Raw genomic sequence first — 18,354 nt, forward strand, 5'->3', positions numbered from 1 at the left:
CGGCAGACTGAGCCCATGGAACATCTCCACGACGACGTCATCCGCACCGTCTCGGACCGGGACGTGCGGTTCATCCGCCTGTGGTTCTGCGACATCGCGGGCACGCTGAAGTCCATCGCGATCTCCCCCTCGGACCTCGAGACCGCATTCACCGAGGGGATCGGGATCGACGGCTCGACGATCGAGGGGCTGACCCGCAGCTACGAGTCGGACATGCTCCTGCAGCCCGACCCGGGGACCTTCGAGCTGCTGTCCTGGCGGGGGGAGACCAACGCGACCGGGCGCATGATGTGCGACGTGCTCACCCCGGACGGGGAGCCGGCCGCCTCCGATCCGCGGCGCGTGCTGCGCGACGCGATGGCGCGCGCGGAGGAGAAGGGGCTGGAGTTCTTCGCCCATCCCGAGATCGAGTTCTACCTGTTCGAGCAGCCCTACCGGCAGGGTGAGCCGCTGGTGCCGATCGACCACGCGGGCTACTTCGACCACGTGCACCGCGGCCAGGGTCAGGACTTCCGGCGCACCGCGATCCAGCACCTCGAGGCGATGAACATCCAGGTCGAGTACACCCATCACGAGAACGGGCCCGGCCAGAACGAGATCGATCTGCGCTACGCCGACGCGATGACCACCGCGGACAACATCGTCACCCTCCGCACCGTGGTCAAGGAGGTCGCGCTGTCCATGGGGCAGGTCGCCTCCTTCATGCCCAAGCCGATGATCGACCAGCCCGGATCCGGCATGCACACCCACCTGTCGATGTTCCAGGGCGGGAGGAACGCCTTCCACGAACCGGGCGCGGAGTACGGCCTGTCCCGGATGGGACGCCAGTTCATCGCGGGCCTGCTCCGGCACGCCCCCGAGTACAGCGCCGTCACCAACCAGTGGGTGAACTCCTACAAGCGGCTGTGGGGCGCGCAGGAGGCGCCGAGCTACGTGTGCTGGGGCCACAACAACCGCTCCGCCCTGGTGCGGGTGCCCTTCCACAAGCCCACCAAGGGCACCAGTTCCCGCGTCGAGTTCCGTGGCCTGGACTCCGCCGCCAACCCGTACCTGGCCTTCGCGGTCCTGCTGGCCGCGGGCATGGCCGGCATCGAGGGGGAGTACGAGCTGCCCGAGGGCGCCGAGGACGCCGTCTGGGAGCTCAGCGAGCGGGAGCGCAGGGCGATGGGGATCGAGCCGCTGCCCACGGACCTCTTCCGCGCGCTCCAGGTCTTCGAGGAGTCCGAGCTGATGGCCACGACTCTCGGCGAGCAGGTCTTCGAGTTCTTCCTGCGCGACAAGCAGCAGGAGTGGCAGCGCTACCGCGAGCAGGTGACCGACCACGAGCTCGCCTCCACCTTCGGACGGGTGTGAGGTCACCGGGATGAGCAAGCTGCCCGCGGCGAACGAGCCGCCCACCTCCACCGGCGCACTGGCCCGCCTCGGCTTCAGCCGCACCGACCGGGTCAGCCGCTTCCTCGCCGACCCGGTGCTGTCCGCGCTGGGCCCGGGGGCGGCCCGGGCCCTCGGCCGGACCGCGGACGGGGACGACGCGGTGATCGGCCTGCTGCGCCTGGCCGAGGCCGCGGAGGAGGCCGGGCAGCGCTCCCTGATGCGGGAGTTCCTCGAGGGGGTCGGCACTCCCGGCACGCCGGGGGAGCGGCTGATCCTCCTGTTGGGCACCTCGGTCGCCCTGGGCGACTTCCTCGCCCGCCACCCCGAGCACCTCGAGGACCTCCGGGAGGGCGACGATCATCTCTCCCTCTCCGCGCAGGCGGTGCGCGAGACGCTCCTGCGCGCCGTCGGTGCCGACCCGTCGGCCGCGGTCCCCGTCGCCGCGGAGAACGGCCGCGAGGTGCGCGACGCCCTGCGCATCGCCTATCACGCACGACTCGTCCAGATCGCGGCGGCCGACGTCCGGGCCACCGCCCCGACCGCGCTGCAGCCGCGGGTCTCCGCCGCCATCAGCGACCTCGCCGACGCCGCGCTCGAGGCCGCCTCGGCCATCGCCCGCGCGAGCGTCGAGGGGCACGAGACGGTGCGCTGGTCCGTCATCGCCCTGGGCAAGACCGGCGCCCGCGAGCTCAACTACATCTCCGACGTCGACGTCATGCACGTGATCGCCCCGGTCGAGGAGGACGCGGAGATCGAGGAGGAGGCCATCGCCGTGGGCGGGGCCCTCGCCCGCGAGCTGGCCCGCGCCTGCTCGGAGCGCACCGCCGAGGGCTCTCTGTGGCAGGTCGATGCGAACCTCCGTCCCGAGGGCAAGGACGGCCCGCTGGTGCGGACCCTGGGCTCCTACCGCCGTTACTACACCGAGTGGGCGAAGTCCTGGGAGTTCCAGGCGCTGTTGAAGGCGCGGGCCTCCGCCGGGGACCCCGCCCTGGGCCGCGCCTTCGAGGAGATGGTGGAGCCGTGGGTCTGGACGGCCTCGACCCGAGAGGGCTTCGTGGAGGACACCCGGGCGATGCGGCGCCGCGTGGTGGCGCACATCCCGCGCGCCGAGGTCGAGCGCAACATCAAGCTGGGCCCCGGCGGTCTGCGGGACGTCGAGTTCACCGTCCAGCTGCTGCAGATGGTCCACGGCCGCGTCGACGAGGTGCTGCACGGCCGCTCCACCCTCGACTCGCTCGCCCGCCTCGGTGACGGCGGCTACATCTCCCGCGTGCACGTCGCGGAGATGGACGAGGCCTACCGCTTCCTGCGCTGCGTGGAGCACCGGCTCCAGCTGCACCGGCTGCGCCGCACCCAGGTGCTGCCCACCGCCGCCTCGGACCTGCGCCGCCTCGCGCGCTCGATGAGGCTGGGCCCCGACGACTTCCATCAGCGCTACCACCGCACCCGGCGGCAGGTGCGACGCCTGCACGAGGAGATCTTCTACCGTCCGCTGCTGCTGACCTCCTCCCAGCTCAGCGACGGGGAGATCACCCTCAGCGCCTCGTCCGCCGAGGCGCGCCTGGCGGCGATCGGCTATCGCGACCCCGCGCGCGCCCTCTCCCACATCTCCGCGCTCTCCGTGGGGATCTCGCGCCGCGCGCGGATCCAGCGCCAGCTGCTGCCGGCGATGCTCGAGTGGTTCGCCGAGGGGATCGACCCCGACATGGGGCTGCTCGCCTTCCGGCGGCTCTCGGACACCATCGGCTCGTCCCACTGGTACCTGCGCCTGCTGCGGGACTCCGGGCTCGCCGCCAAGCGCCTCACCGCCGTGCTCGCGGCCAGCCGCTATGTGGGCGAGCAGCTCGAGCAGATCCCCGAGGGCGTGCGCTGGCTGGCCCGCGACGAGCACCTGCGGCCGCTGTCCCGGGACGTCCTGGGGCGGGAGTTCCTGGCCGTGATCTCCCGGGTGGACTCGGTGGACGTGGCCCGCGACGTGCTGCGGCGCACCCGCAGCCGGGAGCTGCTGCGGATCGCGCTCGCCCATCTCACGGGGCTCGTGGGTCCGCTCGACGTCGCCCGCGCGCTCACGGACCTGGCCGAGGCCGTGCTCGAGGCGGGCATGCTCGTGGCGCTCCACGTCGTCGCCCGGGAGCGGAAGGTGGTCGGGGAGGGCGGCGAGACCCTCGACGCCGCGCCGGAGGTCGACGTCGGCACCGCGAAGCGGCTGCGCGAGCGGCGCTCGGACCCCGCGCGAGCCCTCGGCATCGAGATGGCGATCCTCGCCCAGGGGAGCTTCGGGGCGGCGGAGATGGGCTACTCCTCGGACGCCGACGTCCAGTTCCTCGTCCTCGACCGCGGTGCGGGCGGAGCGAGCGTGGAGATCGCGATCGCGGTCGCCACGCAGATGCAGCACATCCTCAACGCCCCGACCGCGCGCTCGGACATGAAGCTCAGCGCCGACCTGCGCCCGGAGGGGCGGGTGGGCCCGCTGGCCCGCAGCCTCGCATCCTGGACCGACTACTACTGCCGGGATGCGGAGACCTGGGAGAAGCAGGCGCTCCTGCGCACGCGCGTGGTGGTCGCCTCCGAGGCGGTCGCCGAGCAGCTGCGGGAGGAGATGGACCGCCACCGCTACCCGGAGGGCGGGCTGCCCGCCACGGCCCGCCGCGAGATCGCACGGATGAAGGCCCGCGTGGAGTCCGAGCGCCTGCCGCGCAATGCGGACCCCTCCCGGCACGTGAAGCTGGGCCGCGGCGGGATGTCCGATGTCGAGTGGAGCGCCCAGGTCCTCGCCCTCGAGCACGGCCACCAGGTGCCGTCCCTGCGCACCACGCACACCCTCAGCCAGCTCGAGGCGGCGATCGAGGCGGAGCTGCTGACCGCCCGCGAGGCGGAGGAGCTCGCCGAGGCGTGGACGCTCGCCTGGCAGATCCGCCGAGGACTGTTCCTGTGGAAGGGCCGCGAGGGTGACGTGCTCCCCTCGGACCGCATCGACCTGCGCGCTCTCGCTCTGCTCATCGACGGCGAGGAGGGCTCCGCCTCCGAGCTCGAGGAGCGCTATCTGCGCCGCACCCGGCGCGCCCGGGCGATCGCCGAACGGGTGATCTTCGAGGCCGACGACTGACCGACCTGCGGCGGTGCGGGGCGCCGTTCCCCTCTGCGCCCCCTCACGGCGTACCGTGAGCGGGTCCCCTCGCCCCGCGCGACCCCCGCATGATCCAGAGGACCCATGACCACGCCCTCCCTGAGCGCCGACACCCCCCGTGGCCGCATGTACCGCCTCGAGCCCGACGGCCCCCTGCTGTACCCCTCGATCACCACGGTCGCCGGCATGCGCGCCAAGGACTTCCTGCAGGGCTGGTACGCCACCATGGCCTCCCAGCGCGCGCTGGACATGTACGCCTGGCTCGAGCGGAATCCCGACCGCGCCACCGCGGAGATCGCCCGGGTGACCCGGGACCGTCGGCGCAGCCAGCAGCGGATCGCGGCCGCCGCGCCCGAGTACACGCGCACCGCGGCGGACTTCGGCACGCTCGTGCACGCCGCCTGCGAGGACTGGGGGACCAGCGGCACCCGGCCCACCCCCGCACGGATCGGCGAGATCGCCGAGCAGATGCGCAGCGAGCAGGGCGCCTTCAGCGCGGAGAAGGATCCCGCGGCGCTCCTCGCCCGCGCCGCGGTGCGCCTGGACGGCTTCGGGCGCTTCCTCGAGGACTACCAGCCGGAGTTCCTCGAGGTCGAGCAGACCGTCGTGAACCACACCGTCGGCTACGCCGGCACCACCGACGCGCTCGTGAGGATCGGCAACACGCTGCTCAGCGCCGACATCAAGACCTCGAAGAAGGTGCGGGGCGACTACGCCCTGCAGGGTGTGGCGGTCTGCCGCGCCGAGGAGCTGCTGGACGCCGACGGCACCACGCGCGAGATGCCGGAGCTGACCGGTGCCTTCGTCATCCATCTCCCGGAGGCCGGCGGGTACCGGAGCGTACCGCTGCGGACCGGGGAGGCCGAGTTCACGGTGTTCCGCGCCCTGCGGGAGGCCTGGTCCTTCGAGCCCGACGAGTGCGCCCTCGAGCCGGCCACCGGCCCCCAGGACCTGCTGCTGTCGCTGCTGCGGAGCAAGAACGGCCTGGACGCGCTGAGCTGACCCCGCGCCGCTGAGGCCCCGCACCGACGGGCAGGGCGGCCCCTCCGTCCGAGCGAGCGCGAGCCGCGACCCCTTGTCTCGGATTGAACACGCGTATAGCGTGGTGAACACCTGTTCAGTCGAGCCGTCGGGAGCGCCATGGATCCCTCACCTCCTGCCGAGGAGCGCATCCTGCAGGCCGCCCTGCGCCGCTTCGCGCTCGACGGTCTCACCGCACCGCTGCGCACGGTCGCCCAGGATGCCGGGGTCAGCGCCGGCCTGATCATCCATCACTACGGCTCCCGCGAGCACCTGCTGGAGCGCTGCGACCGCCGCGCGCTCGAGGTGACGCGGGAGAGCAAGGTCGGCGTGCTGACCGGCGGCGCGGGGGTGCTGCTGTCCCAGCTCGCCGAGGCGGAGCGCTATGCGCCCGTGGTCGGCTACGTGCTGCGCCGGCTCCAGGCCGGCGGCCCGCTGGCCCTCCAGCTGGTCGAGGACTTCGCCGCCCAGGCCGTGGTGTACCTCGCCGAAGGGGAGCGGGCCGGGACCATCTCGTCCAGCCGCGACCCCGAGGCCCGTGCTCACGTGCTCGTCGAGATGGCGCTCGGTTCGCTACTCCTCCAGCTCCCGGCCCAGCGCGACCACCTCGATCTCGCGGAGCTCCCGCGCTGGCTGCGCGCTCACAGCGAGCGCATCGTCCCCCCGCTGCTCGAGATCTACACCTTCCCGCTGCTCACCGACCGCTCCCTGTACGACGCCCTCCTCACCTCCCTCGAGGGGGAGGAGCCACCCTCACCTCCGACCGACGGGACGCACTCATGACCAGCACCCCCACCGCAGACGCCGCGATCGAGGTCCGGGACCTCACCAAGACCTTCGGCTCCTTCACGGCCCTGGACAGCTTCGAGCTGGTGGTCCCCCGCGGCCAGGTGACCGGCTTCCTGGGTCCCAACGGCGCGGGCAAGTCCACCACCATCCGCATCCTGCTGGGCCTGCTGAGGGCCAGCTCCGGGCGGGCCACCGTGCTGGGCCAGGATCCCTGGACCCGGGCCGTCCGGATCCACCACGACCTCGCCTACGTGCCCGGCGACACCAACCTCTGGCCCGGTCTGACCGGTGGCGAGGCCATCGACGTCCTCACGCGCCGGGACCGCTCCGCCGCCCATCGTCGACGCCGCGAGGAGCTCATCGAGCGCTTCGAGCTCGATCCCACCAAGCGCTGCCGCACCTATTCCAAGGGCAACCGGCAGAAGGTCTCCCTCATCGCGGCGCTCTCGCGGGACGTCGAGCTGTACATCATGGACGAGCCCACCTCCGGGCTCGATCCGCTGATGGAGGCGATCTTCACCGACGAGGTGAGCCGCCTGCGCGAGGACGGTCGGACGGTGCTGCTCTCGAGTCACATCCTGGCCGAGGTCGAGAAGCTCTGCGACACCGTCACGATCATCCGCGCGGGGCAGGCGGTCGAGAGCGGCACCCTTCCCGAGCTGCGCCACCTGACCCGCTCCACCGTCGTCGCCACCACCTCCGCCGATCCCGCTCCGCTGCGGGCGCTGGACGGCGTCCACGACCTCGTCGAGGACCGCGGGACGCTCCGCTTCGACGTCGACGACGCGGCCGTGCACGACGTGCTCCCCGTGCTCACCGCCCTCGATGCCACCGCGCTCACCATCACCCCGCCCTCCCTCGAGGACCTCTTCCTGCGCCACTACGGGGACGACCTGACCCAGGACGCGGAGGGGGAGCGATGAGCACCGCCCACCCCCGCACCGCGCAGCCGTCGCATCCCACCCACCGTGCGGACGCGCCTGCGTCCTCCTCGCTGACGGGCCTGGGATCCCAGATCCGGCTGTACGGCCGCCTCACCCGGCGCGCGGTCATCATCTGGACGCTCTCGATCCTGGTGCTGGTGCCCGCGTCGATCGTCGCGATGGAGGACGTCTACCCGGACCAGAACACCCTCGATGCCCGGGCGATGCTCCTGGACAACCCTTCGGCCGTCATGATGACCGGACCATACTTCGCGGCCGATCACTACACCTTCTGGGCGATGGTCGCCAACGAGCTGTTCCTCTACATCCTGCTGCCCGCCGCGATCATGAGCATCCTGCTGATCACCCGCCTCACCCGGGCCGAGGAGGAGGCCGGTCGGCTCGAGATGACACGGGCGCTCGCCACGGGGCGGCTGGCAGCTCCGGCCGCGGCCCTGATCATCGTCGGCCTCGCGAACCTCGCCCTGGGTCTCGCGGTCGCGGTGGGGACGATCGCCACCGGGGGAGCGGTCCCGGACTCCCTCGCCCTGGGGCTGGGCACCACGCTGACCGGCATGGTGTTCGCCGCCATCGCCGCGGTCACCGCGCAGCTCACCGAGCACGCGGGCACCGCCTCCGGGATGGCGCTGGGAGTGCTCGCGATCGCCTTCATGGTGCGCGGCATCGGCGACGTGATGGATCGCCAGGGCTCCTGGCTCTCCTGGTTCTCGCCGCTGGCGTGGGCGCAGCAGACGCGTGTCTACGTGGACCTGCGCTGGTGGCCGCTGCTGGTCTCGCTGGGCGTGACCGTCGTGCTCCTGGTGCTCGCCGGCGCCCTGTCCCGGCGCCGGGACGTGGGTGCGGGTCTGCGGGCCGCCGCGGCGGGACCCGGGACGGCCGCGGCCGCGCTGCTGCGCCCGGGCGGACTCGGGCGGCGCCTGCTGTCCTCGACCATGCTGGCCTGGGGGATCGGACTGCTGTTCTTCGCGATCGCCTTCGGGTCCCTCGCCAGCTCGCTCGACGATTTCGTCGCCGAGACGCCGGAGCTGACCGCCTGGGCGCCGGTGTCGCTCGACGACCTCACCGGCTCGTTCTCCGCCTTCGTGCTCACGATGCTCGCGCTCGGACCGATCGCGCTGGCCGTCTCGGGGATGCTGCGCCTGCGCACCGAGGAGCTGGCCGGGCGCCTCGCCGGCGTGCTGCTCGCGGGGACCTCACGCACGAGCGTGACCGCCTCCTGGGCAGTGGTGGTGCTGATGGAGACGGCGGTGATGATGGTGCTGCTGGGCCTCGGGACCGGACTCGGCGTCTGGGCGGCCACCGACGAGACACGCTGGATCGGCGAGCTGACCGCCGGATCCCTGGTCTACCTCCCGGCGATCGCCCTGTACGGCGCGATCGCATTGTTCCTGTACGGGCTGAGCGTGCGGGCCACCGGTCTGGCCTGGCTCCTCGTGGTCTACTCGACGCTCGTCACCGTGCTCGGGGACATGCTGGGCCTGCCCGACTGGGCGAAGGACCTCTCGCCGCTGCAGCACGTGCCGATGGTGCCCTCCGAGGATCTCGAGGCCGCGCCGCTGGTCCTCATGGGTGCCGCAGCCGTGGTGCTCGCCGGCGCCGGCCTGCTGCTCCTGCGCCGGCGGGACCTCGCGGCAGGGTGAACCCGGAGACGCCGCGCCGGCGTCCGGCCCGCACATATTCCGTGGACAGGGCACGGCCGGCATGGTGGGCTCCGGTGATGGCGACGACCCTCACCACTCCCTCCGCCGGCGAGGTCCCGGCGATGCTCGAGACGCTGCGCAGCTGGCAGCGTGACGACGCCCCGGTGCATCTGCATCCCGGTGACATCGGGTGGCACGGCGGCCGGGGCGCGGAGCGGACGGCGGCGGACCTCCGTATCTGGTCGCTCGCCGGGGGCCCCACGGCGATCGGGATGCTCGACGGACCCGACCTGCTGCGCCTCGCCGTCGATCCGGTCCATGTCCGCGACCGGGACCTGGCCTCCCGGATGGCCGATGATCTCTGCGATCCCTCGGGCGGTGCGCTCCCGGACGGCGAGGTGTTCCTCGAGGCGCGCTCCGCCACAGCGCTGCGCACGGTGCTGGGGGAGCGCGGATGGCAGGAGGACGAACCATGGGTCGTCCTGCGTCGGGATCTCGGCGATCCTGTCGAGGAGTCCGCTCTCTCCCTGGAGGTGGTGGGCGCGGCGGACCCGTCGGACTTCACCGCCGTGCACCGCTCCGCCTTCGCGAGCCCGGCGTGCACGGACGAGCGCTGGCGGACTCTCGCCGCGCAGAGCGCCGCCCGGGACGCGACCGCGCTGCTGGGTCGTGACCGCAGCGGCGCCGCGGTGGCGATCGCGATGGTGTGGCCGGCAGGGCCGGGCCGCCCCGGGCTGATCGAGCCGATGGGCGTGCACGCCGAGCACCGCGGGCGCGGGCACGGACGGGCGATCTGCCGTGCCGCCGCGGCGCGCCTCCGTGCCGACGGCTCCTCGAGCGCCGTGGTCGTCACGCCGCGCTCCCTGACCGGGGCCGTCGCGACCTACGAGGCCGCCGGGTTCCGGGCCGGGACGGACTCCCGCGATCTGCGTCGCCCCGCCGATCAGCGCCGCTGAGGGAGCGCCCCGCGGAGCGCCGCGAGGCTCGGGGACGGCCACGGCCGACCCGGCGCACCCCGCAGGGCGCGGACCGGATCGGCCGTGATGATGCCGAGCGCGTCAGGAGCGCCGGGCGGGCGCGAGCGCCGAGGACATCTCAGATGTCGTAGTAGAGCTCGAACTCGTGCGGGTGCGGGCGGAAGCGGAACGGATCGATCTCCGTGGTGCGCTTGAGCTCGATCCAGGTCGAGATGAGGTCCTCGGGGAACACGTCGCCCTCGGTGAGGAAGTCGTGATCGGCCTCGAGCGCGTCGAGGGCCTCGTCGAGGGACGCGGGCAGCTTGCGGATCTGCGCGTGCTCCTCCGGGGGCAGCTCGTAGAGGTCCTTGTCGATCGGCTCGGGCGGCTCGATGCGGTTGCGGATGCCGTCAATACCGGCCATGAGCTGCGCCGCGAAGGACAGGTACGGGTTCGCCGAGGGGTCCGGCGCGCGGAACTCGACGCGCTTGGCCTTCGGGGAGGAGCCGGTGACCGGGATGCGGATCGCCGCGGAGCGGTTGCGGGCCGAGTAGACCATGTTCACCGGGGCCTCGAAGCCGGGCACGAGGCGCTTGAAGGAGTTCACCGTGGGGTTGGTGAAGGCCGTCAGCGAGGGGGAGTGCTCGATGATGCCGCCGATGTACCAGCGGGCGATGTCCGAGAGGCCGCCGTAGCCGCGCTCGTCGAAGAACAGCGGCTCACCGTCCTTCCACAGCGACTGGTGGGTGTGCATGCCCGAGCCGTTGTCGCCGAACAGGGGCTTGGGCATGAAGGTCGCGGTCTTGCCGGCGTCCCACACGGTGTTCTTCACGACGTACTTGAACTTCATGACGTCGTCCGCGGCCTGCTGCAGCGTGTTGAAGCGGTAGTTGATCTCCTGCTGCCCGGCGGTGCCCACCTCGTGGTGCGCGCGCTCGACCTGCAGGCCGGTCTGCTCCAGGATCGCGCACACCTCGTCGCGCAGATCCGCCATCTGATCGTTCGGCGGGACGGGGAAGTAGCCGCCCTTGAGGCGGGTCTTGTAGCCCTGGTTGCCCCCGAACTGGGACTCGTCGCGGTCGGTGTTCCACACCGCCTCGTCGGAGTCGATGCTGTAGAAGCCGGAGTTCACCGTGGTCTTGAAGCGCACGTCGTCGAAGATGTAGAACTCGGCCTCGGCGGCGAAGAACGCGGTGTCCGCGATGCCGGTCGACTTCAGATACTCCTCGGCCTTCGCGGCGACAGTCCGCGGATCGCGGGAGTAGGGCTCGTCGGTGAACGGGTCCACGATCGCGAAGTTCATGATGAGCGTCTTGCGCTCGCGGAACGGATCGAGGTACGCGGTGGCCAGGTCCGGGACCAGCTTCATGTCCGACTCGTGGATCGCCTGGAAGCCTCGGATCGAGGAGCCGTCGAACAGCTGGCCGGTGGCGATCGCCTCCTCGTCGAAGGAGCTCGCGGGCACGTTGAAGTGCTGCATGACGCCGGGAAGGTCGCAGAAGCGGATGTCGAGGAACTCGACGCCCTCCTCTTCGATGTACTTCACGACCTCGCTGGGATTGTTGAACACGTGTCCTCCATCCGCGCCGCCCGGCGCGTGTAGTGCTGACTGTCCCCGAGAGGCTTCGCCTGTCGGTGTCCGACCGTCTCGTGCGGGCCGGGACTCGGGTGACGCAATCCTAGGCCCCGTGCGGCGGCGCGGGCCGTGAGCGGCTCCGGCTCCTACGGCTCCCAGATCCGCGCACTAGGGTCGGGGCGTGATCGATCGCAAGGACCTCGGCTCGTGGATGGACGGCGCTCCCGAGGAGCCGGGATACGTCAGGGGCTCCTCCCTGGGCCTGCCGCCGACAGGGCCCGGCTCCGCCGCGCCGTTCTGGCGCCGCCCGCTCTCGCTGGTGCTGGACTGGGCGCTCTGCATGGCGGTCTCCGCGCTCGTGTTCGACGGGGCGGCGCTTGCCAACCTGCTGCTGTTCGTCGCGGTGAACCTGCTGTTCCTGACGCTTTTCGGGGCGACCCCGGGGCAGTACGTGCTCCGGTTGAGGGTGCTTCCGGTCCGCGGCCGGTCCCCGATGGTCCTGCGGGCGATCGTGCGCACGGCGCTGATGCTCCTGCTGCTGCCCGCCGTGGTCTGGAACCGGGACCGCCAGCCCCTCCACGATGTGGTGGCGGGGACCGCGGTCGTCACTGCCTGACCCGCGGCCGGAGAGGTCCGCGCACCGCACCGGAGGCGGCGCGGCCGTCGCCGGCCCCTCGCGCGCCCTCCTCCATCACACGCCGCTTCAGCCCTCTGACCTGCATGGATAGATAATGTCACGATCAGGTCACGGCGGTAACGGAATGATAACGACGCGACGTCGCGGATGGGGCCGACGTCGACGGACCCCCTCCCGCCCGAGGGCGGAAGGGGGTCCGTGACGCAGTGGGGAGCCGGTTCAGCGGCCGCGCATCGCCTTGCGGTTGGGGCGGGCGCGCATCGGGTCGACGCCCTTGGGGACCGACTGGCGGATCGAGCGCTGCAGCGCGCTGAGGCGCTTGCTGACCTGTGCGGCCTCGTCCTTGGTCAGGTTCTTCTTCATCCGCTGCATGTAGGTGGGGAGCTTGTGCAGGGCCACCTCGCCCTCGTCGTCGCCGACCACGATCTGGTGGATCGGGACGTTGTCGTGCTGGAGCACGCGGCGGATGTTCCGGCGCTCCTTCTCGAGCAGCTTCATCGAGGTCGCCGAGGAATCCTCGGCGACGATGGCGATGCCGGCGCGGCCGGAGGCCCGGAACAGCATCTTCTGGCTGCGGGGATCGATCTGGACGGGCTCCTCGTCCACGTTCCATCCGCGACGGATCGACTGCATCGCGGCCAGCGCCGCACCGGGCTGCCCCTTGATGCGTCCGAAGGCGGCCCGCTCCGCCTTGCGGGCCAGGATCAGCATCGCGATGAGCACGCCGACGGCGAGGCCCATGAAGATGCCGTACCAGGGGCTGCCGAAGATGAGCAGCGTCAGCACCACGCCCACGGCGATCGAGGCGACCAGCGCCACCAGCATGAGCGGCAGCGTGCTGCGGTCGATCTCCTGGGTGTACTTGTACACCTCGAGCATCTGCTTCAGGCGCCCCGGCTTCTTCGTGCCGTCGGCGTTCTTCTTCTTTTTCTTCGAGCCCTTCTCGGGCGAGGTCTCGGACGTGCGAGCCATGGGGGGTGGGTCCTCTCGGGGCCGGGCGGGCGTCAGCTCGCGGCGGCCTGCTGGGTGCGGGCGACGACGCTCGCAGCTTCCTGACGGGCGGGCTGGTTCGAGTCGAGGTGCCGGAGGTTCTCCGGGATCTCGCGGCCCAGCTTCCTCATCGCCTGCGCCCAGAGCTTCCCGGCGCGGTACGAGGAGCGGACCATCGGCCCGGCCATGACTGCGAGGAATCCCATCTCCTCGGCGGCCACGGACAGGGCGACGAACTGCTGGGGCTTCACCCAGCGATCGATCGGGTGATGCAGCTTCGAGGGCCGCATGTACTGCGTGATGGTGATGATGTCGCAGCCGGCCCCGCGCAGGCGCTCGAGCGAGTCGAGGATCTCGTCGTCGCTCTCGCCCATGCCCAGGATCAGATTCGACTTCGTGATCATCCCGGCCTCCTTGGCCAGGGAGATCACCTCGAGGGAGCGCTCGTAGCGGAACGCTGGGCGGATCTGCTTGAAGATCCTCGGGACGGTCTCGAGATTGTGGGCGAAGACCTCCGGCTGCGCGGCGAACACCTGCTCGAGCGCCTCGCCGTTCCCCTTAATGTCGTCGATCAGCAGCTCGACGCCGGTGCCGGGGTTCATCGCATGGATCTGCTCGCAGGTGCGGGCGAACAGCCCCGCGGCGCCGTCGGGGAGGTCGTCGCGGGCCACGCCCGTGATCGTGGAGTACCGCAGGCCCATCTCCTGGACCGAGCGGGCCACCTTGAACGGCTCCATCGGGTCGACCGGGAGCGGCTTGCCGGTGGCGATGTTGCAGAAGTCGCAGCGACGGGTGCAGGTGTCGCCGCCGATGAGGAAGGTCGCCTCGCGGTCCTCCCAGCACTCGAAGATGTTGGGGCAGCCCGCCTCCTCGCAGACAGTGTGCAGGCCCTGGCCGTGCACGCGCTGCTTCATCGCGCTGTACTCGGGACCCATCACCGCCCGGGTCTTGATCCATTCGGGCTTGCGTTCGATGGGCACCTCGGCGTTGCGTGCCTCGATGCGCAGCAGACGCCGTCCCTCCGGAGCGGTGGTCACCCTGTTGCCTCCTCGATCTCTACGTCCTGGGGAGTCTATCGAGCCCGCCGGGCCGGGGGGTCGCTCACCGCGCCCGGGCCAGGGTGCGCTGCGACACGAGCTCGGTCATCGCCGCCTCGACGGGGTCGATGACGTCCGCCACCGCGATCCGGCGGCCCGTCTCACGGCTGAGGCTGCTCACGCCCGCGTCATCGATCCCGCAGGGGATCACGTTCCGGGCCCAGGAGAGATCGTTCGCGCAGTTCAAGGCGAACCCGTGCATCGTCGTGCGCTTCGAGACCCGCAGACCGATCGCGCAGACCTTCCGCGCCTCCTCGCCCTCGGGAGCGACCCAGACCCCGCTGCGGCCCTCGATCGCGAGCGCCGGCACGCCGTGCTGCCGGCAGACGCCGATCAACGCCTGCTCGAGGGAGCGCACGAAGCCGACGACGTCGATCGGGATCGGAAGGGTCACGATCGGGTATCCGACCAGCTGCTGCGGACCGTGCCAGGTGATCTTCCCGCCCCGATCGATGTCGACGACCTCGGCGCCGTCCCGGGGCCGCTCGTGGTCCTCGGTGAGCTTGCCCGCGGTGTAGACGGGGGCGTGCTCGAGCAGCAGCAGCGAGGCGGGACGCTCGCCGGCGACCACCTCGGCGTGGATCGCCCGCTGGAGGTCCCAGGCCGTGCGGTAGTCGAGCGGCCCCGGGGGCAGGCCGAACTCCTCGTGGCGATCGCCGCCGGGGAGCGGCTCGCTGAATCCGAGGCGGATGACGTCGAGCATCCGCTCAGGCTACTCCGCCTCTCACCTGTGCGTTGTGGATGACCGGCGGAGGAGCGTCCGTCCATGGGGTTCACTGCGGTCATGGACGCGCTGGAGCAGCTGGACGAGTCGGGCGGGGAGCCCGCGGGACGCGGGAGCGCGGCCACCGTGCGGCGTAGCGCCGACGGCGGCCGGGAGGAGGAGCGCAGCGCGCGGCAGGGGCACGAAGCCCTGGTGCGGGTGCGCTGGCTGAGCCCGGCCGGACGGGAGTCCGTGCAGGCCGAGAGGCAGCTGCTCGCCGCGCTCGAGGTGGCGGGAGTCCGTGCCGCCCCCGATCTCCTCGACCTCGAGGACGACGGCTATGTGCGGGAGTCCGCACCGCCCCTGCACCGCCGCAGCGGACGGCGCAGCGGCGACGACCTCGCCCCGCCGACCGCAGAGAGGATCGCCTTGGCTCGCGCGCGGGAGGATCTCGACGCGCTCATCGAGGCGCTGCACGAGCGGGGCTGGGTGCTGGGAGCGATCGGCGAGCAGGGGCTCGGTGTGCGCGCCGACGGCAGCGTCGTGGTCCGCGACCTCTCCGGTCTCCGTCCCGGGACCCGGCTCGCCGCCCAGCGGGCCGATCGACGCTGGGTCGACGCGGTGCTGCAGGACGGGGAGCGGACCCTCCGGCGCCGGGTGCACGGCCGGGCGACCACGAGTGAGGAGGGGACTGCGGAGCAGGGGGCGATGTGGCACCACGGCCGGAGCGGATCACCGCCGGACCCGGCCCGCCGCCGGACCTGGAGGCAGGGCGGCACGACGCCGACCGTGCGCCGCGGGCGGGGACCGATGCGCAGGATGGGGGCCGTCGTCCGCGAGGTGCTCGCCCAGGCCCGCCATCGCCGAACCGCCGCGCTCACCGCGCTCACCGTGCTGCTGCTGGCGGGCACCGCCGCCGTCGTCGTCGGCACGGGCTGGTGGCCGGGCACCACGCGTCCCGGGGCGGCGGAGCCCGCGGCCGCCGCCCGGGCGCCCGGGGAGGAATCCCGGCCGGCGTCGATCGAGCATCCGTGGGAGCTCGCCGCCGAGCTCGCCGGAGCCCGGCACGCGTACGTGACGGGGCTCTCCGCGGAGCCGGTGGCGGTGCCCGGGAGCGAGGCCGCCGCGGTCGACGAGGAGGTGCGCATCGCCTATCAGGATGTCGAGGTGCGTGGGGGCGGGCCGATCGTCCACGAGGCGGAGCTGATCCACGGCATGTCCGCGGACGGCACCGCGACTCTCCGCCTCCTCACCTCGACCGAGGAGCACGAGGTCGTCGCGCCGGACGGCAGCTCGCGGACGGTCCCCGCCACCGATCCCGCGGTCGTGGAGCTCGAGCTCCTCTGGGAGGGTGGCCGGTGGTGGGTGCAGCGCGCCGAGGCGATACCGTGAGACGCGGCCGCGTCACGTCGCCGCGTCCCAGGCTCCCACGGAAGGACCGCGGCACGCCCGCCGCAGCGCTGACCCATGCACACTCCCGCACCGCCCCCTCCGGATGACTCCGCACCCTCCCGGCCCCGTGACCCCGCACGGCGGGGCGGGCGGGCCCGTCCGTCCCCGAGTCTGGTCGCCGCCGTGCTGATCGCCCTGGTGGTGCTGGTCTCGATCGTGGTCTTCCTGCTGGTCCGCGGGACGCTGGGCGAGGGGCCGGAGAGTGCCGCCGACGTTCTGCTCCGCACCCTCCCGCCGGGGCCGTGACGACGAAGGACCCCGCCACCTGATGGTGACGGGGTCCTTCGGGAGCCCTCGGAGCAGTCGCTCAGGGCAGGTGGTTCACAGGCCCAGCTCGCCCTCGAACGCACCCTCCTCGAGCCGCTTCTTCATGAAGGTGAGGAAGCGCGCCGCGTCGCCGCCGTCGACCATGCGGTGGTCGTAGGAGAGGAACAGGTACATCATCGAGCGGATGGCGATGGTGTCATCGCCCTCGGCGTTCTGCACGACCACCGGACGCTTGGTGATGGTGCCGGTGCCGAGGATGCCGACCTGCGGAGCGGGCACGATCGGGGTGTCCCAGAGCGCACCGCCGGAGCCGGTGTTGGTGATCGTGAAGGTGGCCCCCGCCAGATCGTCCGGGACCAGCTTGTTGCCCTTGGCGCGACCGCCGAGGTCGCCGATCTGCCGGGCCAGGCCCGCCAGGTTCAGGTCGCCGGCGTTCTTGATCACGGGCACCACCAGGCCGCGCTCGGTGTCCGCGGCCATGCCGATGTTCTCGGAGCCGTGGTAGATGACCTTGTCACCGTCGATGGTGGAGTTCAGCTGCGGATAGGTCTTCAGACCCTCCACCGCGGCCATCATGAGGAACGGCAGGAAGGTGAGCTTGGCCCCCTCGCGAGCGGCGAAGTCGTCCTTGGCGCGGGCGCGCAGCTTCGCGATGCGGGTCAGGTCGACCTCCACCGCGGTGGTCAGCTGAGCCATCCCCTGCAGGGACTCCATCATCCGCTGGCCGATCACCTTGCGGATGCGCGGCATCTTCTCCTCGGTGCCGCGCAGCGACGAGACCTGGACCGCGGGCGCGGACGGCGCGGCGGACGCCGCAGGCGCCGACGCGGCCGGGGCCGCGGACTTCTGCGCCTCGATGGCCTGCTGGACGTCCTGCTTGCGGATGCGACCGCCCAGGCCCGTGCCCTGCACGCTCGCGAGGTCGATGCCGGCCTCGTTCGCGAGCTTCCGCACCAGCGGGGTCACGTAGCCGGAGGACTCGGCACCGGAGACGGAGTCCGCCGCCTTGGGAGCCGGTGCCTGCTCGGCCGCGGCCGGGGCCTGCTCCGCGGGCTCGGGCGCCGACTCCCCTGCCGGAGCCTCCTGAGCCGCCGGTGCCTCCTGAGCCGCCGGTGCGGGCGCGGCCGGCTGCTCGGCGGGTGCCGAGGCGGCAGCGCCGGAGCCGACGATGGCCAGCACGGAACCGACCTCGGCGTCGTCGTCCTCGGAGACGCGGATCTCGAGGACCGTTCCCGCGACGGGCGAGGGGATCTCGGTGTCGACCTTGTCGGTCGAGACCTCGAGCAGCGGCTCGTCGACCTCGACGGTGTCGCCGACGGCCTTGAGCCACCGGGTGACGGTGCCCTCGGTGACGGACTCGCCGAGAGCCGGCATGGTGACCTCCTCGCCGGAGGCAGCCCCACCGGAGGAGTCGGCGGGCTTCTCGGCCTCGCCGGCAGGAGTCTCCTGCTCGGTGGAGGGAGCGGCGGTCTCGTCGGAGGCGAGGTCTTCGCCCTCCGACGCGTCGGCGGCCGGCTCGTCGGCCGCGGCTCCCGCATCGTCGGAGCCGGCATCGGCGCCGGAGGCGCCGGAGCCGTCGCCGATGACGACGAGATCGGCGCCGACCTCGGCGTCGTCGTCCTCCTCGACCAGGATCTTCTCGATGGTGCCCGCGACGGGCGAGGGGATCTCGGTGTCGACCTTGTCGGTCGAGACCTCGAGCAGCGGCTCGTCGACCTCGACGGTGTCGCCGACGGCCTTGAGCCACCGGGTGACGGTGCCCTCGGTGACGGACTCGCCGAG

The 18,354-nt window shown here is 72.1% G+C and carries 15 protein-coding genes; 10 read left to right on the plus strand and 5 right to left on the minus strand.

The features are described from left to right. Positions 1-15: 15 nt before the first annotated feature. The 7 genes from CXH06_RS09515 to CXH06_RS09545 all read left to right on the plus strand — a co-directional run bounded on the left by CXH06_RS09515 (position 16) and on the right by CXH06_RS09545 (position 9,850). A complete protein-coding gene (locus CXH06_RS09515; protein WP_114854939.1) occupies positions 16-1,353 on the plus strand; it encodes a glutamine synthetase family protein in 1,338 nt (445 codons plus the stop codon). Positions 1,354-1,363: 10 nt separating this feature from the next. Then, a complete protein-coding gene (locus CXH06_RS09520) occupies positions 1,364-4,480 on the plus strand; it encodes a bifunctional [glutamine synthetase] adenylyltransferase/[glutamine synthetase]-adenylyl-L-tyrosine phosphorylase (RefSeq protein ID WP_114854940.1) in 3,117 nt (1,038 codons plus the stop codon). 105 nt (positions 4,481-4,585) lie between these two features. Next, positions 4,586-5,503, plus strand: a complete 918-nt coding sequence (locus tag CXH06_RS09525) for a hypothetical protein (RefSeq protein ID WP_114854941.1) — start codon at positions 4,586-4,588, stop codon at positions 5,501-5,503. 138 nt (positions 5,504-5,641) lie between these two features. Continuing rightward, positions 5,642-6,304, plus strand: coding sequence for a TetR/AcrR family transcriptional regulator (locus CXH06_RS09530; RefSeq protein ID WP_114854942.1), 663 nt, complete (start codon positions 5,642-5,644; stop codon positions 6,302-6,304). Further along, positions 6,301-7,233: an ATP-binding cassette domain-containing protein gene (locus CXH06_RS09535; RefSeq protein ID WP_114854943.1), complete on the plus strand. Its 933-nt coding sequence runs from the start codon at positions 6,301-6,303 to the stop codon at positions 7,231-7,233. The genes CXH06_RS09530 and CXH06_RS09535 overlap by 4 nt, the downstream gene beginning before the upstream one ends. Next, the gene (locus tag CXH06_RS09540) at positions 7,230-8,894 is read left to right on the plus strand and encodes an ABC transporter permease (RefSeq protein WP_114854944.1); all 1,665 of its coding nucleotides are present in this window, start codon (positions 7,230-7,232) and stop codon (positions 8,892-8,894) included. Before CXH06_RS09535 ends, CXH06_RS09540 begins: the two co-directional genes overlap by 4 nt. Positions 8,895-8,971: 77 nt before the next feature. After that, a complete protein-coding gene (locus CXH06_RS09545) occupies positions 8,972-9,850 on the plus strand; it encodes a GNAT family N-acetyltransferase (RefSeq protein ID WP_114854945.1) in 879 nt (292 codons plus the stop codon). A gap of 139 nt (positions 9,851-9,989) precedes the next feature. Here the strand turns inward: CXH06_RS09545 and glnA are convergent, their stop codons facing one another. Beyond that, positions 9,990-11,420 (minus strand): type I glutamate--ammonia ligase, encoded by a 1,431-nt coding sequence (gene glnA, locus CXH06_RS09550; protein WP_114854946.1) that lies wholly within the window; start codon positions 11,418-11,420, stop codon positions 9,990-9,992. A gap of 187 nt (positions 11,421-11,607) precedes the next feature. Between glnA and CXH06_RS09555 the strand changes: the two genes are divergently transcribed. Beyond that, positions 11,608-12,042: an RDD family protein gene (locus CXH06_RS09555; protein ID WP_114854947.1), complete on the plus strand. Its 435-nt coding sequence runs from the start codon at positions 11,608-11,610 to the stop codon at positions 12,040-12,042. Between the two features lie 240 nt (positions 12,043-12,282). Here CXH06_RS09555 and CXH06_RS09560 read toward each other — a convergent pair whose 3' ends face one another. From CXH06_RS09560 to lipB, 3 genes are all read right to left on the minus strand, one after another. Beyond that, positions 12,283-13,035 (minus strand): DUF4191 domain-containing protein, encoded by a 753-nt coding sequence (locus CXH06_RS09560; RefSeq protein WP_114854948.1) that lies wholly within the window; start codon positions 13,033-13,035, stop codon positions 12,283-12,285. 32 nt (positions 13,036-13,067) lie between these two features. Beyond that, complete coding sequence (gene lipA, locus CXH06_RS09565; protein WP_114854949.1) at positions 13,068-14,090, minus strand: lipoyl synthase; 1,023 nt, start codon at positions 14,088-14,090, stop codon at positions 13,068-13,070. Between the two features lie 64 nt (positions 14,091-14,154). Next, a complete protein-coding gene (gene lipB, locus CXH06_RS09570; protein WP_114854950.1) occupies positions 14,155-14,853 on the minus strand; it encodes a lipoyl(octanoyl) transferase LipB in 699 nt (232 codons plus the stop codon). A 63-nt stretch (positions 14,854-14,916) separates the two neighbouring features. Between lipB and CXH06_RS09575 the strand changes: the two genes are divergently transcribed. Beyond that, on the plus strand, positions 14,917-16,245 hold the full coding sequence (locus tag CXH06_RS09575; RefSeq protein WP_114854951.1) for a hypothetical protein: 1,329 nt from the start codon (positions 14,917-14,919) through the stop codon (positions 16,243-16,245). A gap of 183 nt (positions 16,246-16,428) precedes the next feature. Next, positions 16,429-16,551 carry a hypothetical protein gene (locus CXH06_RS18710; protein WP_255411432.1) on the plus strand — a complete coding sequence of 41 codons (123 nt, stop codon included), beginning with the start codon at positions 16,429-16,431 and terminating at the stop codon, positions 16,549-16,551. 75 nt (positions 16,552-16,626) lie between these two features. Here the strand turns inward: CXH06_RS18710 and sucB are convergent. Beyond that, positions 16,627-18,354 (minus strand): 2-oxoglutarate dehydrogenase, E2 component, dihydrolipoamide succinyltransferase (gene sucB, locus CXH06_RS09580; RefSeq protein ID WP_114854952.1); only part of this gene is annotated, 1,728 nt, incomplete at its 5' end.

Origin of the sequence: Brachybacterium sp. YJGR34 (genome assembly GCF_003347015.1) — a bacterium.
Taxonomy (GTDB): Bacteria; Actinomycetota; Actinomycetes; order Actinomycetales; family Dermabacteraceae; genus Brachybacterium.